The organism is Litorilinea aerophila (assembly GCF_006569185.2).
In the GTDB taxonomy this organism is placed as follows: domain Bacteria; phylum Chloroflexota; class Anaerolineae; order Caldilineales; family Caldilineaceae; genus Litorilinea; species Litorilinea aerophila.
In genome coordinates, this window is sequence record NZ_VIGC02000019.1 from 56,374 (window position 1) to 80,659 (window position 24,286).

At 63.2% G+C, this 24,286-nt stretch carries 23 protein-coding genes; 6 read left to right on the plus strand and 17 right to left on the minus strand.

Annotation, left to right across the window (positions count from 1 at the left end):
* Positions 1–164: 164 nt before the first annotated feature.
* Both FKZ61_RS14800 and rpsO read right to left on the minus strand, forming a co-directional pair.
* On the minus strand, positions 165–2,402 hold the full coding sequence (locus FKZ61_RS14800) for a polyribonucleotide nucleotidyltransferase (RefSeq protein ID WP_170199771.1): 2,238 nt from the start codon (positions 2,400–2,402) through the stop codon (positions 165–167).
* 355 nt (positions 2,403–2,757) lie between these two features.
* Positions 2,758–3,027, minus strand: a complete 270-nt coding sequence (gene rpsO, locus FKZ61_RS14805) for a 30S ribosomal protein S15 (protein ID WP_141610905.1) — start codon at positions 3,025–3,027, stop codon at positions 2,758–2,760.
* A 322-nt stretch (positions 3,028–3,349) separates the two neighbouring features.
* On the opposite strand from rpsO, the gene recD2 reads away from it, so the two are divergent.
* The 3 genes from recD2 to FKZ61_RS14820 all read left to right on the plus strand — a co-directional run bounded on the left by recD2 (position 3,350) and on the right by FKZ61_RS14820 (position 7,276).
* Positions 3,350–5,731, plus strand: coding sequence for an SF1B family DNA helicase RecD2 (recD2, locus tag FKZ61_RS14810; RefSeq protein WP_141610906.1), 2,382 nt, complete (start codon positions 3,350–3,352; stop codon positions 5,729–5,731).
* A 41-nt stretch (positions 5,732–5,772) separates the two neighbouring features.
* A complete protein-coding gene (locus FKZ61_RS14815; RefSeq protein ID WP_141610907.1) occupies positions 5,773–6,549 on the plus strand; it encodes a sugar phosphate isomerase/epimerase family protein in 777 nt (258 codons plus the stop codon).
* Between the two features lie 313 nt (positions 6,550–6,862).
* Positions 6,863–7,276, plus strand: coding sequence for a hypothetical protein (locus FKZ61_RS14820; RefSeq protein ID WP_141610908.1), 414 nt, complete (start codon positions 6,863–6,865; stop codon positions 7,274–7,276).
* Between the two features lie 108 nt (positions 7,277–7,384).
* On the opposite strand, the gene FKZ61_RS14825 is transcribed toward FKZ61_RS14820, so the two are convergent.
* The 4 genes from FKZ61_RS14825 to FKZ61_RS14840 form a co-directional block, all read right to left on the minus strand.
* Positions 7,385–8,197, minus strand: coding sequence for a hypothetical protein (locus FKZ61_RS14825; RefSeq protein WP_141610909.1), 813 nt, complete (start codon positions 8,195–8,197; stop codon positions 7,385–7,387).
* Entirely contained in the window at positions 8,194–8,799 is a 606-nt protein-coding gene (locus FKZ61_RS14830; protein ID WP_141610910.1) for an NUDIX hydrolase, read from the minus strand. Before FKZ61_RS14830 ends, FKZ61_RS14825 begins: the two co-directional genes overlap by 4 nt.
* Positions 8,800–8,874: 75 nt before the next feature.
* On the minus strand, positions 8,875–9,354 hold the full coding sequence (locus tag FKZ61_RS14835; protein WP_141610911.1) for a molybdopterin-dependent oxidoreductase: 480 nt from the start codon (positions 9,352–9,354) through the stop codon (positions 8,875–8,877).
* Positions 9,355–9,444: 90 nt separating this feature from the next.
* A complete protein-coding gene (locus tag FKZ61_RS14840) occupies positions 9,445–9,801 on the minus strand; it encodes an ATP-dependent Clp protease adaptor ClpS (RefSeq protein ID WP_170199773.1) in 357 nt (118 codons plus the stop codon).
* Positions 9,802–10,060: 259 nt separating this feature from the next.
* Here FKZ61_RS14840 and FKZ61_RS14845 point away from each other — a divergent pair, with 259 nt between their 5' ends.
* A complete protein-coding gene (locus FKZ61_RS14845; RefSeq protein ID WP_170199775.1) occupies positions 10,061–10,762 on the plus strand; it encodes an excalibur calcium-binding domain-containing protein in 702 nt (233 codons plus the stop codon).
* On the opposite strand, the gene FKZ61_RS14850 is transcribed toward FKZ61_RS14845, so the two are convergent.
* The 11 genes from FKZ61_RS14850 to FKZ61_RS14900 form a co-directional block, all read right to left on the minus strand.
* Positions 10,738–11,730, minus strand: coding sequence for a hypothetical protein (locus tag FKZ61_RS14850; protein ID WP_141610914.1), 993 nt, complete (start codon positions 11,728–11,730; stop codon positions 10,738–10,740). The two genes, FKZ61_RS14845 and FKZ61_RS14850, sit on opposite strands and share 25 nt — an antisense overlap.
* Positions 11,730–13,199 carry a type II secretion system F family protein gene (locus tag FKZ61_RS14855; RefSeq protein WP_141610915.1) on the minus strand — a complete coding sequence of 490 codons (1,470 nt, stop codon included), beginning with the start codon at positions 13,197–13,199 and terminating at the stop codon, positions 11,730–11,732. The genes FKZ61_RS14850 and FKZ61_RS14855 overlap by 1 nt, the downstream gene beginning before the upstream one ends.
* A complete protein-coding gene (locus FKZ61_RS14860; protein ID WP_211358575.1) occupies positions 13,168–14,844 on the minus strand; it encodes a type II/IV secretion system ATPase subunit in 1,677 nt (558 codons plus the stop codon). The genes FKZ61_RS14855 and FKZ61_RS14860 overlap by 32 nt, the downstream gene beginning before the upstream one ends.
* Positions 14,845–14,867: 23 nt before the next feature.
* Positions 14,868–15,596: an ATPase domain-containing protein gene (locus FKZ61_RS14865; RefSeq protein ID WP_141610917.1), complete on the minus strand. Its 729-nt coding sequence runs from the start codon at positions 15,594–15,596 to the stop codon at positions 14,868–14,870.
* Between the two features lie 148 nt (positions 15,597–15,744).
* Complete coding sequence (locus tag FKZ61_RS14870; RefSeq protein ID WP_141610918.1) at positions 15,745–16,134, minus strand: response regulator transcription factor; 390 nt, start codon at positions 16,132–16,134, stop codon at positions 15,745–15,747.
* Between the two features lie 86 nt (positions 16,135–16,220).
* The gene (locus FKZ61_RS14875; protein ID WP_141610919.1) at positions 16,221–16,745 is read right to left on the minus strand and encodes a hypothetical protein; all 525 of its coding nucleotides are present in this window, start codon (positions 16,743–16,745) and stop codon (positions 16,221–16,223) included.
* A gap of 106 nt (positions 16,746–16,851) precedes the next feature.
* A complete protein-coding gene (locus tag FKZ61_RS14880) occupies positions 16,852–17,364 on the minus strand; it encodes a hypothetical protein (protein ID WP_141610920.1) in 513 nt (170 codons plus the stop codon).
* Positions 17,357–17,992 (minus strand): hypothetical protein, encoded by a 636-nt coding sequence (locus tag FKZ61_RS14885; RefSeq protein WP_141610921.1) that lies wholly within the window; start codon positions 17,990–17,992, stop codon positions 17,357–17,359. The genes FKZ61_RS14880 and FKZ61_RS14885 overlap by 8 nt, the downstream gene beginning before the upstream one ends.
* Before the next feature lie 181 nt (positions 17,993–18,173).
* The gene (locus tag FKZ61_RS14890) at positions 18,174–18,809 is read right to left on the minus strand and encodes an archaellin/type IV pilin N-terminal domain-containing protein (RefSeq protein ID WP_141610922.1); all 636 of its coding nucleotides are present in this window, start codon (positions 18,807–18,809) and stop codon (positions 18,174–18,176) included.
* A gap of 488 nt (positions 18,810–19,297) precedes the next feature.
* Complete coding sequence (locus tag FKZ61_RS14895; RefSeq protein WP_141610923.1) at positions 19,298–21,010, minus strand: LysM peptidoglycan-binding domain-containing protein; 1,713 nt, start codon at positions 21,008–21,010, stop codon at positions 19,298–19,300.
* Positions 21,007–21,633 carry a PilN domain-containing protein gene (locus FKZ61_RS14900; protein ID WP_141610924.1) on the minus strand — a complete coding sequence of 209 codons (627 nt, stop codon included), beginning with the start codon at positions 21,631–21,633 and terminating at the stop codon, positions 21,007–21,009. Before FKZ61_RS14900 ends, FKZ61_RS14895 begins: the two co-directional genes overlap by 4 nt.
* A gap of 277 nt (positions 21,634–21,910) precedes the next feature.
* Here FKZ61_RS14900 and uvrB point away from each other — a divergent pair, with 277 nt between their 5' ends.
* On the plus strand, positions 21,911–23,941 hold the full coding sequence (gene uvrB / locus FKZ61_RS14905) for an excinuclease ABC subunit UvrB (RefSeq protein WP_268252018.1): 2,031 nt from the start codon (positions 21,911–21,913) through the stop codon (positions 23,939–23,941).
* A 108-nt stretch (positions 23,942–24,049) separates the two neighbouring features.
* Positions 24,050–24,238 (plus strand): hypothetical protein, encoded by a 189-nt coding sequence (locus FKZ61_RS14910; protein WP_141610925.1) that lies wholly within the window; start codon positions 24,050–24,052, stop codon positions 24,236–24,238.
* Positions 24,239–24,286 lie beyond the last annotated feature (48 nt).

Here is a 24,286-nt window from a genome sequence, read left to right on the forward strand (position 1 = left end):
ATTTTAACATACTCCCGGGGCATTGTCATGGACAAGGAAGAGAAGAAGAAAATGGAGAGAGAATGGCGGACATAACAACAGCGCCTCCAGGCGGTCACCTGAAGGCGCTGATTCATGCTTTTGCACCGGGCACGGCCCCTCGAACGGGCCGGTTAAGCCTGGACTTACCGATTCCGCCGGCTATCCCGGTCGCGGCTATCCCGGTCGCGGCGAGGACGCCGTCCGTTGTTGCCACCCCGGTCACCGCCGCCCCGCCGGCTGGAGACGGCCCGGTCTCGGCGCTGGGCCTCTTCCACCGTCCAGCCTTCCAGCACGGCCTGTCGGCTCAGGCGCACCTTGCCACTGGGATCCACGTCGATGACCATGGCCGTCAGCTCATCGCCGATTTTGGCCACGTCTTCGACCCGTTCGACCCGATAGTCGGCCAGTTGGCTGATGTGCACCATCCCGTCCACGCCGGGCAGGATGTTGACGAAGGCGCCGTACGGCTCGACGCGGACGACGATGCCGGTGTAGATTTTTCCCACCTGGACGTCCTCCATCATGCGGGAAATTTCGTCCCGGGCCTGTTCGGCTCCAACACCTTCGCCGGAGATGTAGATGGTGCCATCTTCCTCGATGTCGATCTTGACGTCGTACTGCTCCTGCAGGGCACGCACCGTCTTGCCGCCCGGGCCGATGAGCTTGCCGATCTTCTCCGGGTCGATGGTGATGGTGAGGATCCGGGGCGCGTAGGGGCTGAGCTGGGGCCGGGCCTGGGGCAGGACGGCCAGCATCTTCTCCAGGATGTAGAGGCGCCCTTCCCGGGCCTGTTCGAGGGCTTCCCGCAGGATGTTGAAATCCAACCCCTTGATCTTCAGGTCCATCTGCAGGGCGGTGATGCCGTGTTCCGTCCCGGCCACCTTGAAGTCCATGTCCCCCAGGGCATCTTCCAGGCCCTGAATGTCGCTCAGCACCCGATAGGCACCGGTCTCCGGGTCCTGGATGAGCCCCATGGCAATACCGGCCACCGGGGCGGAGATGGGCACGCCGGCGTCCATCAGGGCCAGGGTGCTGCCACAGACGGAAGCCATGCTGGTGGAGCCGTTGCTGCTCACCACCTCACTGACCAGGCGCAGGGTGTAGGGGAAATCCTCCGGGATCACCGGGAGGAGGGCCCGCTCGGCCAGGGCGCCGTGGCCAATCTCCCGCCGGCGAGGGCCTCGCAGGGGGTAAGCTTCGCCGGTGCTGTAGGGCGGGAAGTTGTAGTGGTGGATGTAGCGCTTCTCTTCCGCCGGCTGCAGCGTATCCAGCCGCTGGGCGTCGCCGGGGGTCCCCAGGGTAGCGATGGTAAGCACGTGGGTGTCGCCCCGCATGAAGAGGGCGGAGCCATGGACCCGGGGCACCCGGCCCACCTGCACCTGGATGGGGCGGATGGTCTTGGTGTCCCGGCCATCGGGGCGGATGCCCTCTTCCAGGATTCGGCGCCGGGTTTCGGCCTTCACCACCGCGTCCAGGGCTTCGGCGATGTCCAGGGCGGTGAACTCGTCCCCTTCGGGGTAGTCGAAGGACTCTTCCACCTCGCTGCGCACCTCGCTCAGGCTATCCTTGAGCGCGTGCTTGTCCAGCCCGGCGGCCAGGAGGTTGGCCACCTTGCCCTGGGCCATGGCGTTGACCCGGGCCTGGACTTCCGGCGAGGGCAGGAAGTACTGGATGTCCTGGGCCTTTTCCTTGCCCACTTCGGCCCGCATCTGCTGGATGAGCTGGACCACCGGCTGCATGGATTCGTGGGCCAGCTTGAGGGCCTCCAGGACCATGTCCTCTGGGAATTCATTGGCGCCAGCTTCCACCATCAGGATGTTGTCGTGGGTGCCGGCGGCCACCAGGTTGAGCCCGCTGCGGTCCATCTGCTGGGCGGTGGGGTTGACGATGTATTCGCCATCCACGAAGCCGATGGTGCTGGCCGCGATGGGGCCATTCCAGGGGATGTCGCTGATGTGGAGGGCGGCCGAGGCCGCGATGATGGCCAGGGGATCCATCAGGTTCTGGCCGTCAGTGCTCAGGGCAGTGACGATCACCTGTACCTCATTGCGCATGCCCTTGGGGAAGAGGGGGCGCAAGGGGCGGTCGATCAGCCGGGAAAGCAGGATGGCCTGCTCACTGGGGCGCCCTTCCCGGCGGAAGAAACTGCCGGGAATGCGGCCGGCCGCATAGAGCTTCTCCTCAAAGTCGACGGTCAGCGGGAAGAAATTGATCCCCGGCCGCACGTCTTTGCTCATGGTGGCCGTGGCCAGCAGGACGGTGTCTCCATAGCGAACGGTCACCGCGCCGCCGGCCTGAATGGCCAATACGCCTGTTTCAATGCTAAGGGTGCGCCCGCCCACCTCGACGGTATACGTCCGCGCGCCATCAAATAGTTGCATAGTACTACTCTCCTTCATGTCAAAAAAACTGTACAACGGGGATTGTACGAGCCTGGGGCAATGCATCCGTGGACTCTAGCGCGGGGCGTAGCCGAGGTGCGGAACTGGAGACCGGGGCGAAGCATTTCTTCGTCCTTCGTCACGCTCTCCAATACCGGACCCCGGACAACACAAACAGACGGTTCGATGACCGTCTCCCTTGCCAGAGCAACGTTTGCACTGCGCCGGACGTCACAGGAACCTCAGGGTCCCCCTGCGACCGACCAATCCAGACTCGCGGTCTCCCCTACGATTGAAAAAGGGGCGAGAGTCGGCTAATTCTTCGTGACTCACTCGCCCCTTGAACCGCTCTCTTCTATTTGCGCAGGCCCAACCGTTGAATCAACTGCTGGTAACGCTGGCTGTCTACCCGCTTCAGATAGGCCAGGTGACGCCGCCGTTGACCCACCAGCTTCAGTAGCCCCCGCCGGGAACTCTCGTCGTGCTTGTGGGTGTTCAGGTGCTCAATCAAGGCGTCGATGCGGGTGGTGAGCAAGGCGACCTGAACTTCCGGCGAACCTGTATCCTGTTCGTTGATCCGGAATTCTTCGATCAGTTGGGACTTCTGCGTCTTGCTTATACTCATTCGGTACTCCTCGTCTTGGGCACACCGGAGTCTCAGGTTTCAATTGCCTGTTGGGCCTCCGGTACTTCACGATCGCAGTGCGACCCACTGCGAGGTCTGGCCAAATCACCGCTGTACCGGGCGTATGATCTAGCACAATAGTTCGCTTAACTATACCACGAATGCCAGGAATTTCAAAATTTTGGGGGAAACGTCACTTTATTTATATACTGGCATGGATCAAAGCCTGTACGAGCGCTGTCAAATTACCGAGGACGAGTACAGAACCCCGCCATTGAGTCGGTCGGAAAAGCCCCGGGGACGCTCCTCATGGAGACGCTTTATGGAGACGCTGCGCGGGGTGATCGAACGGATCACCTACCTGAATCCGGAAAATGGCTACACGGTGGCCAAGTTGACCCCAGAGCAGCGCCCGCGCCATCTCTTCGGCGCGGAGGGAGAAGTGACCATCGTGGGCAATATGGCCAGCGTCAATGTGGGCGAATTCGTGGAGCTCACCGGCCGCTGGACCATTCATCCCGAGTACGGCAAGCAGTTCCTGGTGGAGGGGATGCGCAGCGTCCTGCCGGCCACCGTGGCCGGCCTGGAAAAGTACCTGGGCAGCGGCCTCATCAAGGGGGTGGGCCCCGTCACCGCACGCCGCATCGTCCGCCACTTCGGCCTGGAGACCCTGGACGTGATCGAGCACCAGCCCACGCGCCTCCAGGAGGTCCCTGGCGTAGGCCGCAAGCGCACCCGGATGATCATCCAGGCCTGGGCCGAGCAGCGGGCCATCAAGGAGGTGATGCTCTTCCTCCAGAGCCATGGCGTCAGCACCAGCCTGGCCACCAAGATCTACAAACACTACGGCAACGACGCCATCGCCATCGTCCAGGCCGACCCCTATCGCCTGGCGCGCGACATCTACGGCATCGGCTTCCTCACCGCTGACAAGATTGCCCGTTCCCTGGGCATGGCGCCCGACGCCCCCCAGCGGGTCGCTGCAGGGGTGGCCTATACCCTGAACCAGGCCACCGATGAAGGGCACGTCTTCCTGCCGGCGGACGAGTTGGTCCAGGCCGCAGCCTCGCTGTTGGAGGTTTCGCCCCAGCAGGCCGCCGCCGGCCTGATTCAGCTCTGGGCCTGGGACCAGGTGAAGGTGAGCCCATCCCCGGGGCAGGAGGCGCCAAAGCCCCAGGAAGCCGCCCCCGCGCAGCCCCTGCCGCTGCTGATGGCCGAGGCGGCCGCGCCATACGCCGTAGCCACCCCGGCGCAGACTCAGCACCTGCTGCAGGAAAAGCCCGCCGTCTACCTGACTCCCCTCTATTTCAGCGAGCAAGGGGTCGCCTCTCGCCTCCAGCGGCTATTGCGGGAGGGCGAAAGCCGCCTGCCTCTGTTCCAGCGGCCCGATTTCGATTGGGAGGCGGCCTTCCGCCGTTTCGAGCGTCAGGCCGCGCCAGGCGGTCCCTTGCACCTGGCTCCACAGCAGCGAGAGGCAGTTCAGGCTGCCCTCACCCGGCGGCTGGTGGTGCTGACCGGCGGTCCCGGCACCGGCAAAACCACCACGGTGCGGGCTATCCTCTGGTTCTGCCAGCAGGCCGGCTACCAGGCGCTGCTGGCCGCACCCACAGGCCGGGCCGCCAAACGCCTGGCCGAGACCACCGGCCACGAGGCCCGCACGGTCCATCGGCTGCTGGAGTTCAAGCCGGGCGAAGGGATGGCCTTCCAGCGCAATGAAGAGACGCCCCTGGCCGGCCATCTGTTGATTGTGGATGAAGCATCCATGCTGGATCTGGTGCTCACCCATCACCTGCTCAAGGCGGTGCCACCGGGAATGCACCTGCTGCTGGTGGGGGATGTGGACCAGTTGCCCAGCGTGGGCGCGGGCAATGTGCTGCAGGACATCATCGGCGCGGTGGAGGCGGCCCATGCCCGAGCCGAGGGACCGCCCGATAGCCTCCTGGCCCGCCATGCCCAGGTGGTGCGCCTCCAGACCATCTTCCGCCAGGAGCCGGGCAGCCTGATCATCACCAACGCCCACCGCATCAACCAGGGGCTGATGCCCATCATCGACAACCAGCAGGCAACCGATTTTTTCCTGTTCAAGACCGATGATCCGGAGCGGGCTGCGCAGCTGTGCGTGGAACTGGTCCAGCATCGCATCCCCCGGCGTTTCGGCCTCACGCCGGCCGATATCCAGGTGCTGAGCCCCATGCACCGGGGTGTGGTGGGGGTCGGGGCCCTGAACCAGGCCCTGCAGGCGGCGCTTAATCCGCCGGGCCCGGACAAGCCGGAGCGGATCCTGGGCAACCGTATCTTCCGGCCCGGCGACCGGGTGATGCAGGTGCGCAACAATTACGACAAGGAGGTCTACAACGGCGATCTGGGCATCATCACCCAGGTGGACTTGGAGATGCAACAGCTCACGGTTATGATGGATGGCAGGGCCGTGTGCTATGATTTTCTGGAGCTGGACGAACTGGTCCATGCCTTTGCCATCAGCGTCCACAAAAGCCAGGGAGCTGAATTCCCGGCCGTGGTGATCCCGCTCCTGACCGGCCACTACATGATGTTGCAACGCAACCTGCTTTACACGGCGGTGACCCGGGCCAGGCGCCTGGTGGTGCTGGTGGGCCAACCCAAGGCCATCGCCATGGCCGTCCGCAATAACCGGGTGACCCGACGCCATACTGGCCTGCGGACCTGGCTGGAACAGGTGGACTAGGCACGATCATTCAATCTCACCACAAACAGAAGGATTCGATTATGGCCACATCTGAGACGTTGCGCCCTCTGGCTGTGCAGCTGTACAGCCTGCGCCATCTGGAACAGAGCCTGGACGAGAAGCTGGCCGCCGTCGCCAGTATCGGCTACGCCGGCGTGGAGACCATTGGCGACCACGGCCTGCCGGCATCGGAGATGAAGGCCCTGCTGGAGAAGCACGGGCTGCGGGCGGTCTCCACCCACGTGGGGCTCCAGGCGGTGGAGACAGAGCTGGCGAAGATCATCGACTTCAACCAGGCCATCGGCAATCGGCACATCGTGATCCCGGCCATTCCCCAGGAGCAGCGTCCGACGGATGCGGCGGGGTGGCAGGCCCTGGGGCAAAAGTTAGATCGGCTGGGCCAGCAGTGTGCCCAGGCCGGCATGCAACTTCTGTATCACAATCACGCCTGGGAGATGGCCCTCCTGGATGGCAAACTGGCCATTGACTGGTTGTTGGAGGCGGCGGATCCTGCCCACCTGGCCTGGGAGCCGGACCTGGCTTGGGTAGCCCGGGGCGGCGCCGACGGGGTGGAGCTGCTGCAGCGCTATGCCGGCCGTTGCCCTCGCATCCATGTCAAAGATCTGGCGCCCGCCGGCCAGGGCGAGGATGAGATGGGCTTTGCCGACGTGGGCCACGGCACCCTGAATTGGGACCAGCTTCTGCCTGCGGCCAAGGCGGCCGGGGGCGAATGGTACATCGTGGAGCACGATCTGCCCAAGGATCCCTTGCGCACCATCCGGCGCAGCTTTGAATTCCTGCAAAGTCGGGTTGGTTGATCCCCAGCCCACGCCGGCAGACGTTCCAGCAGTCTGAACAGGGGGGACGGCGGAAGGGAGATCCACAGATTACACGGTGGACACCGATAGCGTTGGATACAAACTCAGCAGTTCACGATTTCGACGCGGGGTCGGCATCTGAGGATGCCGACCCCGGCGGGACAGCGCCGCATCTGAGGATGCTCACTCCGCAAATGGGCAACCATCGTGAAGGACTGAAACTGGGGTTCCTCTGTGTAATCTGTGGTCTTTGGAGTGGAATCCTCTGTGGATCATCGAAGCCGCCTGTATCCCAGGGCAGAAAGGAGGTTGAATGGCGTCCGCAGCAATGTTCGCCGGTCTGGTCTTTGATGAAGAGGGCCGGCCGGCCGAGGTGGATTGGGTGGGCCAAAATGCCTGCTACGTCGTCCTGGATGACGACTTCCGGCGCTACATTGACGCAGCCCAGGTGGATCGCCAGGTGCTGCGCTTCTTGCGAGAACAGGTGGAAGGGCAACGGGAGATGGCCGTGACCACCATGTTGGAGATGTTGGGCAAGGATGACCTCTTCACCAAGGCAGCCATCGAGGCCTCCATCGAACGTATGGAAGAGGCGGTGGGCCAGCCCATCCCGGAGGAGACGCGCCAGTGGCTGGGCATGTTGGGCTTTCGGGTTATCATCGACTTCCACGGCAACGTGGTGGATATCCAGATGCCGGCCGGCGGCATCGATGAAGACGACGAGTAGCCGGCAGCCGTCACCGTTGGACCGCCATCGCCCCAGGCGGATGGCCTGGCCGCTCGCTGTGATGGGGGGCTCGCCGTTTTCGCGTTGGGAATAGGGGCCAGAGGCCTGTCAGCGTTCCACCAGGTAGCGCGCTTCGTTCGCTGCCTGGCCCAGGGGCACCAAAACTGTTTCGGCTGTGTAGCCGCTCACCAGGTCGTGGCTGCGGATCACGACCTGCTGCACCTGGGGAGGAATCGATATGGGCCCCAGGCTACGGGTGAAGGGTTGTTCCTGTTCGTGGGGGTGGAGGAGGACGCGCGTCCCCAGGATTTCGCCCTCGACGGTGGCCACATGCCAGCCATCCGCGTAATCGTCCCACCCCCGATCCTCATGCCGCAGGGTGACGTCGAAGGCCCATTTGCCATCGGGCTGGCGGCGGGCCCGCACAAACTGGATGGCGGCGTCCGCCGGTGGCGTCTCCTCTGCCGGTTCGGGCAGGATGGCTTCTAGCGCTGTTTCCGTCCACTTACCCGAAGAGTCGTCTGTCAGCCGGATGGCGCTACGTCCGCCGGCACGGGCAGCCTGTAAAAACAGGATGCGCCGGTCAGCATAAACCAATTCCTCGCCTTGCCACAGGTGCCCTCCCAGGGTCCATTCCCGGAAGCAGTGATGTTGTGGCGTGCCCATTTGCTGAATCTCCGCCTGGATCTGGGCCAGGAAGGTCTGGCGACCGTCTGTGATCAATTCGACCATCGTCCAGGGCGGCGTCTCATCCACATCGGCAGAAGATACATCCGCCGGGGTGGGGCTTGTTGTAGCTGGCGCCCCCGAGTCTGGGAGTGGTGCCAGGCAGCCGGCCATGAAGGCCCCGGCCAGCCCCATCAAGAAGGGGCGGCGGGAAAAACTGGGGCGGTTGGGTCCCTGCTGCATGTTTCGGTTCATGACAGGCCTCCGGCGGGGAGCTCCTCTTGGGCGATGTGAAGCAGGGCCAGAGCCACGGCGGTGGCCCAGGGTAAAACTTTGAACTCGCCCCGGCGCAGCGCATCGGCCAGTTCGGCCCGGCTGAGCAACAATAGCTCTTGTTCCTCCAGATCGTCCGCGTCTGCCGGCTGCACCCAGCGGGCGCCCCGGGCCAGGTAGAGGTGGGCCCGGCCGTTGCCCCGGTTGCCGTCCACCACGTAGGAGCCCAGGGGAATCCAGACATCAGCCTGATAGCCCGTCTCCTCCAGAAGTTCCCGGCGGGCTGCCTCCAGGGGGTCTTCGCCTTCCTCAAGATATCCTCCCGCCACAGCGAGGGAAAGGGAATCTACCGCATACTTGGCCTGGCGAAAGCAGAGAAATTTCTTCTCCGCGGTTTCAACTACCACGTTGACAAAGGCGGGGGTCACCAGCCAGGGCCAGTTGGCGATCACCTGGCCGTCTGGCAGCTCTACGGTGTGATTTTCCACCACCAGAAAACGACCATCCCCGACCTGGAGCACTCGCTCTCGGGCCAGGGTTTTCCACGTTTGTAGCGGCGTCTGCTGCGATGGAGTTTGGGTCATGGTCCCTCCCGTGTTGGGGGAGCCTGCCGGGTGTCGCTCCCTGCCTTCTGGGGGGCTCAACCTGGGGTACGCCCCCTAGTGAACGTCCAGCCGGGCCACCCACTTGACCTGGCGGAGGGCGTCGTCCCGTTCATCGGGGACGATGAGCCGCACCAGGCCCTGGGCCCGCTGGAGGGGCTGACCATCCCGGGCGATGGCCAGCAGGATGGGGCGGCGGGTGGAGGCACGGAGCTCGTCCGCCGTCACCCGGTTGCCGAACCCATCGGCGCTGACCACATCCACGTACGACCAGCCTTGGCCAACCAGATGGGCCTGGAGCACGTCCGACAGGCGGGGGCCGGTGAAACAAAAAGGCCCCGATGTGCCGTGGCCGGTGCTGACGATGTAGCAGTCCGCCACTTCACATTGGGGCAGGCGCTGGAGATCCTCCGGCGTGATGAAAACTTCAGAGCCGTCCGGGCGCCGCAAGATGATGGACGGATCGGCGGTAGGGGGCTCCGGGTTGGGCTCGTGGGCATGTCCATGCAGCCACGCCGGCGTTTTTTCGTCTGTCATCGAATGCCTACAGTCGTCTGGCCTTAATCCCACGGCAGAAATGCGGCGCACTTCCTCTGGTGTAAACCATCGGTGAATGCCTGCCGGGATTTACGATTCAGTCTCCAGGCTGAAGGTCAGGGGGAAGCCATCCCGCTTGGCCCGCCCCTGGGCAATTTTGGCTAACTTTTCAGCTTCGGCTCGGGGGCGAACGACCACAACGGCCTGTCCCTTGGTGTGGGCTGTCCAGGCGATGTGATCGGCAATTTCTTCAGACAACATGAAGACACCCCCTAAAATATCAATCACATATTCGTAGGGCGTCACATCATCGTTGTGAATGATCACCCGGGCCATCCCCTCCGTGGAGGGCTGGGCGGTGGAAGCGGTCTGCTGTTCCACGTCCATTTCTGGTGTCATTTTCATTTGATTGGTCTGGGGTGTCGGCTGCACGGCGCTCTCAGACATGGTCCATCGTCTCTCCTTTCTAGCTGTATAGATACATCCAGAAGGATTCACTGCCATCTATTTTACCCGAACATGGACTCTCACGCCAGCATGAGTCATGATACAATGGCCTATGCCTGCCGTGACAGTAGGGTGCCTACAATCTGGCCGGTGTCTGGTAAGAGACCCTGAGGACGATTTTTGTTGGATCTTGGAACGTCTTGAATAGCGGGTTGAATAGCGGGGAGCTTGGATGGCGGCGAGAGGGAGACAGAGCGGGATGCCACTTCAAGTAGATGGAAGCCCGGGCGATGGGGCCAGCATGTTGGATCGGCGGGCAGGGAGGGAGGGCCTTCGGCATCCATCGTCAGCATTCACCCGGCTGGGGGCGGACTGGAGCCGGCTGGCGGCCCTGTGGGTATGGGTCGCGCTGACCTTCCTGGCCTTTTCGTTCCCGGTGCAGGCCATGCCGGCCAGCCAGGCCGAAACCTGTGCCTGTGACGCGGACCGTTATTCGTGTAGCGATTTCCCGTCGTGGATTCAGGCCCAGGAGTGTTATGCCTACTGCCTGGTCACGGTGGGTTTCGACATTCACCGCCTGGATGAGGACGGGGATGGCGTCGTCTGTGAGCTCCCCCTGTTGCTGCCCACGGCCACGCCTGCCAGTCTCTCGGAGGCTCCGGCTGTGCCGTCCCCGACGTTGTCCGTCTCGCCTCCTCTGACCCCTGTGACCTCGATTACTGCCACCCAGGCGTTAACGCCTGTGCAGCCGGTCACGGCTGCACAGGACCTGACCCCACCGCCAGCCCCCCCCGGAAACCGGGTTGCCTGGCAGGAGGTCGCCCCGTACGGCCTGGGTGCGGCGGGCATTGTGGTGCTCCTTCTGGTCTTCTGGTTCCTGCGCATCAGGCGAGGCAGCCAGGGCGGTGACCCCGATGGCGGTGGGCCACCCGAGCATCAGGCGACCACACGCCTGCCCTGACGGCGGGCGCGCTCTTCCTGGAGGGCCGCCCGGATCCGGCGAGTCAGCCTGGTCAGTTCCCGGATCTCCACATCTTCCAGGCTCGTGCTCAGGGCTTCCAGGTAGGGATCCACTTCCGCATCCTCTTCGAATGCCGACAGAATGTCGCTGACATCTCCCATGTCGGCCAGGGCATCCTCCGCCTGGTCCTCCGTGATCATGGCCTCGACCGTGGGGATCTGGCCGGGCTGGGGTACAGGGGGCGGGGAACCCGGGGCCGATTGGGTGGATGCCTGGGCTTGGTCCGGTTGTTGGGCTTGCTGGCCTTGCGGTTGACCCTCTGCCGGTGGTGGCGTCTGGCCAGGCTGGGCAGGTGGTTGCTGGGGCTGGGCTGCTGCCGGTGCCTGGGGCCCAGTTTGTGGCTGTGCTGTCTGTCCCTGTGGAGGCGTCCCGGCGGCTGGAGGCTGAGTGGTCTGACCTGTAGGCTGGGCCGCCGGTTGACCTGTTGTCTGGGGCGATGTTGGAGCGCCAGACTCTGAGGCCTGGGGCTGGCCTGCCGTCGCCTCGGCGGGGGGCGTCTGGGCGTCGGCAGTAGGCGGAACGGCGGCTGAGGCCCCGGCCTCAGCCGGTTCGGTTTCTTGTTGCCCGGTTTGAATCAGGTTCTGCACCTGCTGTACCAGGCTGGCCACGGCCTTGGTCTCCAGCCTGCCCACGCCAAACAGCCAGAGGGGCGGCAAGAGGGCCACCACCAGGGCGGCCAGCAGGCAGAAGAGGGCGGCCGCCACGGTGGCCACGATGGTGGGCTGGCGGGCCAGGGCCAGCCAGAGGGGGGCTCGCTCTGGGGCCAGGACCGGTTCCAGGGCGTGGAGCCATTGAACGGTCAGCCAGGTGATGCCTGCGGTCACTAACAGGCAGCTCCCGGCCACCAGGGCGGCTCGTCTACGATCCAGGCGCAAAACGGCGCGACTTTCATGGGGATTGGCCCACATCAGAGGATCCTTTCTACCAGCGGCGGCACCAGCAGGAAGCTGAGTCCGGACGTAAAGAGCATGATGGAAAGATAAAAGGTCAACTTCAGGCGATGGCCGCCGTCGGTGGCGATGATGGCGCCGGCGTTGATGAGGGAGAGCAGCAGCACCATGAAGATGGTCATCCAGCGGTAGAGGCCAATTTCCGGCGTGTTGAATACCGACATGGGCACCGTGACGGCTTCCGCACCCGGCTCCAGGGTGGGCATGGCCGCGTTCATCAGCTCGGAAAAGTTGTGGACGATCTCCAGAATCAGCACCATGAGCGTGGCCACAGCGCCGTGCATGACCACTGTCAGCCAGGTGAAGGTGGAAGCGGTCACCTTGCGTTTCGCCCGCAGCATGATGGTGCGGGCGGAGAAATCCGCGGTGAGGAAGGCGATGGTGTCCGGGTCGCCGCCCAGTTTCACGGCGTCGTTGAAAATGGTGACAGCCTCGCCGATGAGCTTGCTGCCTGTCTCCAGGGCAAACTTCTGCCAGCAGAGTTCGGGCGATATGGCGGCATTGAGGCGGTTGCGCAGTCGCTTCAGATCGGACTCCAGCGTGGGGAACGAGCTCAGGTCCAGCCGGTTGAGGGCCTCGGTGATGGTGGCGCCGGTAGAGACCGCCATGCTGCCCAGGGAGCGCAGGAACGGCCCAAATTCCCGGTCTTTTTTGTCGATTTCCCGGCCCGCCAGGACGCTGACCAGGCCCAGGGGGAAGAGGAGCACCGCCACCACCAGGGTGGTCACGCTGATGGGCACGCCCAGCACCAGGAGCAACGAGCCGATGACCACGATGGCAGGCAACAGGTAGAGGGCCATGCGGAGGGCTGTCCGTTGGGTCCAGGGGCCTTCTTTGGAGAACAGGTCGATCTTCTCTTTGGGCGCCGCCCGGGAGAGGATCCAGGCGGTGACGCCGGCCGTAAAGGCCGCGGTGATGACCAGCCCCACCAGGATCCCATCACCCAGAGGATAAATGAGGGACGAAGTCATGTTGATGATGATCATCAGGGACGCCGACACCGTCACCGCGGCGTAGGCGTCGGTCCACTTGGTCAACGAGGCCAGATCCCGTTCGTATTCCTTCTCGTAGAGTTGCCCCTGGACGCCTGCTTCTTCCGAGAGAAACTCGTGTTCTGGCTGGCCCGAGGCCAGGGCGTTGGAGAGGCGCAGCAGCAGGCTGACCATGGCTTCCGACTTGATGGCCAGGCCCACCAGGGAACAGGCCCGCGCGTAGTCGTAGCCCAGGGTCTGGGAGAGGAGGTTCACCCGGTCGAAATAGGCGGCCGGGTTGCGGGGCAGGCTGGAGCCCAGCTGGAAGATACGGTTGCGGGAGATGCCGGAGGCCGCCACAGCCGACATGTAGGTGAGCTGGTAGAAGAGGTCGAAGCCGTTGACCTCTTGAAAGCCGTCCCGTTTAAATAAGTCCCTGCTTATGCGCTTCAGCAATGACGCTAAAAAGCTTTTCAAAGCTGTTCATCCCCCCTCTCTTGTGGATTTTTTCCAGGATGGCCGCCCGTTTGCGGAGCTCGGAGTAGATGGCGCGGCGCTTGCTTTCCGGCAGGCCCCGCTTCATGGCTACCTTCTGTTCCAGCAGGAAGCTGTTCATGTCGCCGGGAAATTCGAAGGTGTCGTCTTCGGCCCGCCAGCGGAAGGCCGTCACAAAGGAGAAGGCATTCTCGATGGGATCGTAGTCCACGATCTCGTTCACGCTGACCACCCGGCGCACCGTCTGGCCGTTGGGTGCCCGGACTGCGGCCTGGATCACCACCAGATCCAGGTTGTCGATGTTGACTTTGGGCACGTTGATGGGTTCGCCGGTGAGGCGCTGGATGACCTTCTGCACCGATGAGGCGTGGAAGGTGGCCATCACGCCGTGGCCGGTCTGCATGGCCTGAAAGGCGATGTTGCCCTCCACACCCCGGATCTCGCCGATGAGGATGCGATCCGGGCGCTGACGGAGGGCTGCCTTGAGCAGGGCAAACATGTCCACCCCGCCGCCCTGGGCCTCCTTGCCCATGTCCCGCACCACTTCCCGCACCCAGTTGGGGTGGGGCACCTGTAGCTCCGGTGTATCTTCGATGGTGACGATCTTGGCATCGGGCCGGATGAAGGTGGTCAGGGCGTTGAGCAGGGTGGTCTTGCCCGAGGCAGTGGGCCCCACCACGAAGACGTTCATGTCCTCCTCGATGGCCAGCCAGAGGTAGGCGGCGATGAGGTAGTTCATGCTGCCGAACTCGATCAGGTCCAGCACGCTCAACACCTCTTCGCTGAACTTGCGGATGGTGAAATTGCTGCCCCGTTTGGCAATATCCCGCCCGTAGACGATGTTGATGCGGGATCCGTCGGGCAGGGTGGCGTCCACGATGGGGTGGCGTAGGGTCACCGGCCGCTTGATGCGTTCCCCCATCTGCACCACGAAGTCATCCAGGTCGTCGTGGGAGGGGAAGTAGATGGAGGATTTCAGGCTTTTGAAGATTTTGTGCTCGATGAACATGCGGCCGACCCCGCTGCAGCTGATGTCCTCGATGTAGGGATCCACCAGCAGGGGGTGCAGGGGCCCCATGCCCAGCTTGTCCCGCACCATGAGATACTTGAGGGCCAGCAGTTCCCGGGGCGAGACGGGTATCTTGCCGTTGCGTCGGGCCCGGGGCGAGTCGACGGTGCAGATCTGTTCGATGGCCCGGGTGAGGACGGCCTGGCGTTCTTCTTCCGGCGCATGGCCGATCTCTTCGGCCATGTCCAGCAAGCGGGCTTCCACCTTTTCCACCAGGCCGTTGAGGTTGACAGGCACCAGCGGATCGATGGGAATGTAATAGTCCCGCTCGCTTTTGGGATCGGGATAAATGTGGATGAAGACGTTCTCGTCGCTGGTGGGGTAGATGAGATTACGGACCTTCAACCCCCGCAGCTTGCGGGACAGCTTCGGATAGTAGGCCGGAATGCCGATTTCGTGGATGGGAAGCGCCTGCAGGTATTCCCACAAAAATGGTTTGGTCGCGGCCACCTCCCGCAGCGGTGGCGGCAATTGGTCCAACCGCAAAGGCGAGAGGCCGGCACGTACCTGGTCGAAATTGGTTTGCGGAAAAGGCAACCGATTTTCTTCCATGGCAATGGTTAGCCTTGCGCCTTACTGATGGGAATAATACGCATGCCCAGGCCGGGCTCCACTTCAAAACTGACGATGTTGCCGGTGCGTTTGCTGGCACCCCGCACCTTGGCCACTTCCATGGCCTTGATCAGCCGCTCGCCCACCTCTTCGGTGCGCATGCGTAGATGCGCGTCACAGAGGGAGGTGATGCGCACCAGCAGGTCTCGATCCACGGCGTGGGAGTGGATGACGATGATGATGGTCATGCCGTTGGAGCAGAGCCGCTTACACTGTTCGAAAAAATAGAGCACGGCCTCCGGCGTCGTGGCCGTGATGCAGGGTGTCAGGGCATCCACAAAGATGAGCTCCGCGCCCTTTTGCCCTTCGTTGCGGATGGCCTTGAGCAGGGCATCCAGGACTTCCCCCTTGGACTGGGAAATTTCCATGGGGAAAATCCGCAGCCGACCCAGCAGCAGGTAGTCCAAAATGTCGATGTTCAGGCTCTGCATCTGCCGGACCAGGCTCTTGACCGTGTTTTCGGTGGTGAAGAAGGCCAGCCGGGATCCGTCCGACAGGGACCCCCAGGTCATCTGCTGGGAGAGGACCGACTTGCCCGAGTGGGAGTCGCCCTCGATCAAGGTCAGGGAACCCAGCGGGATGCCCCCGCCCATCTTGTCATCAATTTCCCGGCTGCCGGTGGAGACCACCGTTTTGGTTTTTGCTTCTTCTTCCAGGGTTTCCAACTTTTCCTGCATCGTTTCTTTGCCCTACCTTCCCAAGGGCGGCCAGCGTCCGGGGCCTGGCTTGCCCGATGGCTTTCATGGCCCCGGCGCGGAAAATCGGTACGGTGACCTCGCCGTGGCATCGCTCCTCTCCAGCCGGCGGCAACCGATGCCCTGGAAGCTAGAAGATGCTCGAGTTGGAGAAAAAGAAGATGGAGCGGATGCGGTTGAGCAGGTCGGCCAGGACGAACGGTTTGGTGATGTAATCGTCGGCGCCCATTTCGAACCCCACCCGCTGATCGGCCGGGCGCCCCATGGCCGTCAACATGAGGATGGGCACCTTTTCCGTGTCGGGGTCGGCCCGCAGGTAGCGGCACACCTCGTAGCCGTCCATGCCAGGTAGAACAATGTCCAGGATGATCAGGTCGGGCTGGACCTCGTGGGCCAGGCGCAGTCCCTCTGGGCCGGTGCGGGCCGTGTGGACTTGATAGCCTTCCCGTCGCAGAATGTGGCTGAGTAGTTTGCTGGTGCTCGCTTCATCCTCGATCACCAGGATCGTTTGTGAGGCCATGAAGGCTCCTTCCTATGCAAATTCAGTGCCCAGATTCAGCGTCCAGATTCAGGTGAAATTGAATCTGTGACGAGAGAGTCCCGCTGTCAACGGGTAAAAAAGGTGGATGCCGCTACCCCGTTCTCGGTGATTACCGTTAATTGATTGGTGGTGTTGGGCCCCACCGGCGGCAACAGGCGAATTTGAATCACCATTTCTTCATCCGGGTTGAAGATGTCCGGCTCATACACCTCGGGCGTGGACAGGGCCTGCAGGTACAGGCCGGCCACGGTCCACTGGTTGTCGGTGGGTGTGGCCGGGGTAAAGGGCAGCCATTTGACATGATAGCCGCCGGAGGCCGTGTAGTAGTGGACGATCACGTCCCACTCCTGAAAATCGGCCAGTTTGACACTCCCCTGGTTGCGCAGGATCGCTTCGACCACAGAGCCAGAGCTCAACACCTGGGTGCTGGCAAAATCGATGTCCGTGTGGACCCGCTCCAGGGTCCTCTCTTGCATCTCCCGGCCGGACGTCAGGATGGCGTCCTGGCTGGTGAGATAGACCTGGGCAATGGTAAACACGCTGTATAGCGCGACCATGGCGATGATCAGGGAAGCAAGCGCGGATTCCATGGGAGCTGCACTCGAGACCTACTCCAGTCTGGCGTAAATACCACGACAGAAATTTCGGCGGCATTACCTCTGGTGGAAACGATCGGCAAATTTCTGCCGGGATTGACTACATGCTGAAAAAGAACGAATCGGACAGGCCGTTGGGCAGGGTGAGCTTCACAAAATAGCGGCCCGAGCTGAGCAGTGAGCCATAGCGCACCGTGATTTTCAGGGTCGCCGTGGGGTTCCAGGCCGTGTCATTCTCCACCTGCCATTCCCAGTATGGATAGCTGCCCCCTGCATCATCCTTGTAAGGAATGCGGATAAAATTGCCTTCGGGCCCCAGGAACAGGTCCATGCGCTGGACGGCGATGATGCGGGTGGCGCCCACATTTTTGACCCATACGAAGATGTCGAAGGTGCCGTTGCCGTTGATGTCCTGCCAGGCGCCGTCCTTGTCCAGCTCACCGGTGGCGTGGATGATTTCGACCTGGCTTTTCAGCCGGTCATCGATGCGCCCTCGCATGCCCACCAGGGCGGCGCTGCTCTGGTTGACGGCCGGATAAACCGTATTGAAGACCATCACGGACACCACCACGCTGACGATGAGCATGAGGGCGGTGGTGATGGCTTTATCCACGGCCCTTGCCCTCGAGCACTTCGCTCAACTGCATGAGCATGTCGAAGGTATCCCGAGGGCTCACCGGTGCAGTGGGCTCCTGATCTTCGGCCAGCTCGACGAGCTGCAGCAGCAAAGCCCGATGGTGGTCGGCCAGATAACCGCCCTGCGCGTAGGTCTCTACCGCCTTTCGGGTGCGTTCCTTGCCGATCCGCTCCACGCTTTGGCTGACCCACGTAGCCAACGCCGTAAAGTGGCCTGGTCCTCCACCGGCCGCGGGATGGCCGTTGCCATTGGTGGATTTGCCCGCTGCCCGGCGGGCCACCGGCGGGGGTGCCTCGTGGGTGAACTCGTCGTCATCCTCCAGCAGGTCCGCTTCTGTCAGGCCAAATTCCCGCAGGGATTCCACGTCCTTCAGGACATGGGCCAGGGGAGAAACCCGGCCCCGCTCTTCACCTGAACGGGGCTCCTGGCCGGAAAGTCGACTGGCCGGTGTCTCTGGCTCTTCTGCCTCTGGATCCTGGCTACGCAGGGCTGGATACTGGCGGTTCAGGATATGCTCCTGAATGTCCAGCAGCGCCTGTCGAATTTCGTTTTTTAAGATTTTGAGTTCGTGTTCCAGGGTCTCCACCCGGGTTTCCAGGTTCATGGTAGCTCCTCAGCGGGTTCGTTCTCCTGAGTACCAGGGCCATGGGGAGCACACCTGATGGCTCCCAACAGGCCGCTCCCCATGGACAGGATGAGGAAATGAGAAGCGATTCGTCCGGGCTGCACCGACCGAACGAATCGCTCTCTACCAGTGACGTCGAGGGGTCGACCGGCTGCCCGCCCTACTGGAGATCGTTCACCGTTTCGATGTAGGCAGGCGTTGTCCGTTGGATGGAGAAGACGGCGCCGGCCGGCGGCTTCACTTCGATGATGAAATCGGTGTTTGTACTCAGGGTAATCGTGGGGGCTAGCGTAACGGTAATCTCCGCCAATTCACCCTGTTCCAGCAGGGTGTCACCTGTGGTATCGTAATCGTTCTTGCCCAACCACGTCACGCTCCAGTCCACATCGGTGTGGCGTTGGGTGGCATCTCGATAGTCGATGACCACCACCCGATCATCCGGGTCATTGTTCAGATCGATGGGCTCACCGCCTGCGGCGCTGGCCACGGTGAAGATGACAGAGTCTACGGTGCCGGTCGCTCCCGTAGTTTCACCGATGATGACCACGCTGCCCTTGATCTCAATCGAAGACCGCACCTCGGAGAGGCCGGCGTACACCGCCTCTTTTCCACGCTCGGTGGAGAAGGTGCCCGCGGAGAGGATGGTGAAGGCGAAGACCGAGGCCACCACCACAAAGGCGATCAGGATGATCGCAGTCTCCAGGGCGGTGATGCCCCGTTCATCCCGCTGCAGACGCTTGAGCAGACGGTTCAACATCATGTTCATGCGAGAGATTCCTTCCTGCTGTTTGTTCATGAGCGACGTTTGTTTCCTGACACTGATTTCCTGATACTGAACGGTCGAAGAGAATGGTCGAAAAACGGGTCCAAAAACCGAAACGTTAAGTTGAAACAAGGGTTTGCCGTGTCCGATGGATTCCCGGGTAAATCCGCGGGCTCCGTTGCCGATGAAACGTTGTGCTAATTTCGTGGAAATTCCCTCCCTCCTTTCTTGCCAACCGTTTCTTGTCAACCGGGCTTCTGCGCGCCAGGTGCCCTCACATTGGCAGGCCTGGTGAACGGGGCGCCACGAGGCCTTTAGCGGGCTTGATAGGGGTGATGGTCCGCTCCCCAACCTGTGCCGCCCGTGCTTTCGTACTGCCCAAATCGTACGCGTAAGCCGGGTCGGTTACATCTGCAAAATGCCCGAAGCTTTGCTACAGCAAATGGCGTATGGGTGCTGCCGGGTTGCCCATGCCCATCTCAGACAGGCAGGCAGGTGCGGATGGGAAGCTGTGGGAAACCTCAGGGGAGGGGGATGCGGAGGGTCTGGCCGGCGTAGATGCGGTCGCTGCGCATGCCGTTGGCCGCCATGATGGCCTCCACCGTGGTGCCGTATTGCTGGGCGATGGAGAAGAGGGTCTCGCCCCGCCGGACCACGTGGATGGTGGTGTTGGGCGGGGTGACGGTGACGCCGGTGGCCGGCACGATGATCAGGCGCTGGCCGACGCGAATAGTGGTGCTGGTGAGGCCGTTGGCTGCCATGAGAGCCTCCACCGTGGTCCCGTACCGCCGGGCGATGGAGAAGAGGGTCTCGCCCGGCTGCACCACGTGGACCGTGGTCCCGGGCGGGACGGTGCCGGTGGGTGTGGCCGAGGCCGTGGGGGACGGCGTGGCGGTGGCCGTGTTGGTGGGCAGGGGCGTGACGGTGGGTGTCCAGGTGGGCGGTGACGCCGGGGCGGTGGTGTTGGTGGGCGAAGGGCCCGGCAGGGGTGTCACCGTGGGTGTGGGAGGGGCGGTCGGCGTGGGGGTGAGCGCTGCCGGCCCGGTGGGAGTGGCTGTGGGCGCGCCGACAGCCGCCGGGGTCAAGGCCGCCGCTGCCTCGACGCCATCCGGGTTGATGGCCAGGGCCATGCGAAAGTGCTCCTGGGCCTCGGCCGGATGGCCGGTCGCCTGGAGCTGGTATCCGAGCTGGAGGTAGGCCTCATACAACTGGGTGGAGAGGCCGGGGGAGTGGGGATCGATGAGCTGGAGCTGGCGCAGGAGGCGCACGGCCGTCCGCCAGTCGCCGGCCGCCGCCGCCGCCGATGCCTGCCGGGCCAGGGCGTCTCCAGTTTTGTACAGGACCAGGGCCGGATCCGCCAACGCTTGCAGGAGTCGCCGGGCTTCCTGGCCGTCCGGCCGCACAGAGAGGGCGCTTTCCAGGGCCAGACGGGCCTGCTCCCGGGAGCGATTCCAGAGGAGCCAGTAGCTTTGGTTGACGTAGGCCCGGTAGAGATCTTCCTGGACCAGGGCACTGTCCGGTTGAAGTACCTGGGCCTGTTTGAGCAGGGCGATGGCATCGTCCCAGCGGTTGGCCGCCCATACCTGACGCAGGGTGTCCCAGAGGGTGCTGACATCCGTTGTGCCCAGGGCCGCCGCCAGCTGGGGTTCACGGCCGCCGTGGGGGCTGCTCCAGACGGTCACATCCATGGTCAGCAGGGCCTGGCTGTCGGTGCCCTGGGTGATCGCCACATTGGAGATCACCACCCCGTCGCTGTTGCTCTCTTGGATGCGTCCCAGAAAGTCCAGCAGGTTCGAAAAGCTCCCCCGTACCTGCAGGCCAAAGACCCGTTCGGCGAAGAGTTCCTGAATGGCCGGGGTGGAGGCTGGTCGGGCCTCCACGGTGACAATGGTGACGCCGGCGCTGCGGGCGTAGGTGTAGAGCCGGTCCATGAGCTGGATGGCCTGGCTCTCAGAGAGGAGGCGGCCGGCCATCTCTTCTACCCGGGCCTGGACCGCGGCCAGCTTCTCTGCCAGCTCGACCGGCTGGCGAGCCCGCTCCTCCTTCAGGTGGGCCAGGGTCTCCTCCTGCTCTGTGAGCTGGGCGATCAGGCTCTGTCGTGTCTGAACCGCGGGCATCAGAACCAGGAGCAGAAAGACCAGGATGGCCAACAGCAGGAGCCCGGCGACAGCCAGGCCGGCCAGGGCCCAGGGGTTTTGTGCACTCCCGAGACGTTCTCGCCACTCCTCGATCATGGCAGCCTGGCCTTGACTTCCAGCAGGAGCTCGAATTCCACCCCCTGGAGAGGTGGTTGGGGAGTGGCAGCCGCTCCTGGCGTGGACGGGGAGGCGCTGTCGCCCTGGGGGGCCTCCTGCGCCTGGGCAATGCGCTGGCGGGCCACGTTGGCAAAAAGCCCCGACGCTTCCAACATAGTGGCATATTCGGAGACCAGCGCGGGGTCCGTGGCCTTGCCTGTGAGCAGGATGGTTCGGCCGTCCTGCTTGAGGGAGGTGAAGGAGATCTGCCGGCGGTCGTAGTTGGCGAGCACCGGCACCAGGGAAGGCCAGGGTAGATCCACCGTGCTGCTCAGGGCAGAGAGGCGGTCGATCAGCCCCTGGGTTTGGGTCAACTGTTGGGACAGGGTCAGGGTTTGAGCAGCGGGTGTGCTGGCCAGCAGGATCTCCTGCTCCACCCCCACCAGGGCATTTTCCAGCTGCACGACATGGCTACGGGTGCGGGACCAGGCCAGGATCAGGGCCAGCAGCAGAAACAGCAGGCTACAGGCCAACAGCCAGGCGATCAGGGCCCTGCGCCGTGCCGTGCCCTGGCTGGTTGGAAGCTGTTCTCCCGTCTGTCCGTATTGCTGCTCTGATAGCATGGCTCAGCGGCCTCTGGCGCTCCGTTCGCCCATGTGGGCGCAGGTGAACCTTGCTGTGGGGATTGTGACGATGACGCCAAAATGGGATGTGCCCGGCTGCATGGTACCATGAGGCCCATCCCCTGACAAGATCGTATGATTCGGCGCATTTGGGGATCTCTGTTTGCATGGCCGGGGACCCCTGGCGAGGCGGCCAGGGGCTGGACAAATCAGACGGCTGACAGTATACTATACGCAAGAACTTTTGTTCGAATTGGGCTCGGATGGGAGAGGGATCATGCCGCCATTTCAAGTTGTCAGCGACTTTCAACCTACGGGCGATCAGCCCCAGGCCATCGCCCGCCTGGCAGAGGGCATCCAGCGAGGGCTGAAACACCAGGTCTTGCTGGGCGTCACTGGCAGCGGCAAGACCTATACCATGGCCAAGGTCATTGAACAGGTGCAGAAGCCCACCCTGATCATCGCCCACAACAAGACCCTGGCCGCCCAGCTCTACAGCGAGATGCGGGAGTTCCTGCCCCAAAACGCGGTGGAGTACTTCGTCAGCTACTACGATTACTACCAGCCGGAGGCCTACATCCCCCGCAGCGATGTCTACATCGAGAAGGAGGCTGAGATCAACGAGGAGATCGACCGTCTGCGCCTGGCGGCCACCAGCGCCCTCTTCAGCCGTCGGGATGTGGTCATCGTCGCCTCGGTCTCCTGCATCTACGGCCTGGGCAGCCCCCAGGAGTACGGCCGGGGCGTCCTCCATCTGCGGGTGGGCGATATGGTTCGCCGTAACCAGATCCTCCGCCACCTGGTGGAGATCTACTACGAGCGCAACGACAGCACCTTGCAGCGGGGCCGCTTCCGGGTGCGGGGAGATGTGCTGGAAGTCCAGCCCGCCGACCGGGAGTTCGCCTACCGCATCAGCCTCTGGGGCGATGAGATCGAGCGTATCAGCGAAATCGACACCCTCACCGGTGAGATCCTGCGGGATCACCAGCAGGTGGACATCTTCCCGGCCAAGCATTTTGTGACGCCCCAGGAGCGCCTGGAAGAGGCCCTGGCCGATATCGCCCAGGAGCTGGAGGAGCAGGTCCGATATTTCGAGTCCCAGGGCAAATTCCTGGAAGCCCAGCGCATCCGCCAGCGTACCAACTACGACATGGAGATGCTGCGGGAAGTGGGCTACTGCAACGGCATCGAAAACTACAGCCGTCCCCTCTCCCAGCGGCCGCCCGGCAGCACGCCCTGGACCCTGCTGGACTACTTCCCGCCCGATTGGCTCCTGATCGTGGACGAGAGCCACATGACCATTCCCCAGATCCGGGGGATGTACAACGGCGACCGCTCCCGCAAGGAGGTGCTGGTGGAGTATGGCTTCCGCCTGCCCAGCGCGCTGGACAACCGGCCCCTCCGCTTCGAGGAGTTCGAGGAGCACGTCAACCAGGCCATCTATGTGAGCGCCACGCCGGGCCCCTACGAGCTGGAACGCGCGGAGCAGATCGTGGAGCAGGTGATCCGGCCCACCGGCCTGCTGGATCCGGTGGTCGAAGTGCGCCCCACCGAAGGGCAGATCGAGGACCTGATCCGGGAGATCAAACAGCGGGTGGCCAAAGGGCAGCGGGTGCTGGTCACCACCCTCACCAAGCGCATGGCCGAAGATCTGACCGAATACCTGGCCGAGCTGAACATCAAGGTCCACTACCTCCACAGCGAGATCCACACCATCGAGCGGGTGGAGATCCTGCGAGACCTGCGCCTGGGCGTCTACGACGTGGTGGTGGGCATCAACCTGTTGCGGGAGGGACTGGACCTGCCCGAAGTCTCCCTGGTGGCCATCCTGGATGCCGACAAGGAAGGCTTCCTGCGCAGCGAAAGCGCGTTGATCCAGACCATCGGGCGGGCCGCGCGCCACGTGGAGGGCAAGGCCATCCTCTACGCCGACAAGATGACCGACGCCATGCGTGCGGCCATCGCCGAGACCAACCGTCGCCGGGAGATCCAGGCCCGCTACAACCAGGAACACCACATCACGCCCCAGAGCATCGTCAAAAGCATTCGGGACCTCACCGACCGGGTGAAGGTGATGGCCGAGTCCAGGCCCACTTACGACAGCGACGGCGAGGAGACTCCGCCCATCCGTGCGGCCGATCTGCCCAAGGATGAGCTGGCCCGCCTGATCAAGCAGTTGGAGAAGGAGATGAAAGAAGCCGCCCAGGCCCTGGAGTTTGAGCGGGCGGCTGCCCTGCGGGATCAGCTGATCGAACTGCGGGCCATCGAGGTCGAGGAGAAACTCCAGAAACGGCTGCAGAAGGCATGAGCGGCCGGCCATCCTGATCCAGGGCTACGGCATCCCCGGGACACCGGCGTCAAGAAGCTCAACCGGTTTTTACCCGGTGACACCCGCCGCCTGGAGCGTGCATTGGCCATGGATGGGCTGACCCTGGCCGGGCTGGTGCGGGCACACCTGGCGTTGGCTACCCTGGTGCAGGAACATGGGCGGATCATCGCTGTGTGCCACGGCTTTGCCTACCCTGAAGCGCTGGAGGCCGCGGTGATGCAATATGTGGCCCACAAGTTGACGGCCCTTGACATACCCCTGGACGACGGCCTGTAGGCCATTGGTAACCCGTCCGGGACGGCAACGAAGTAAGCAGACAGAGCG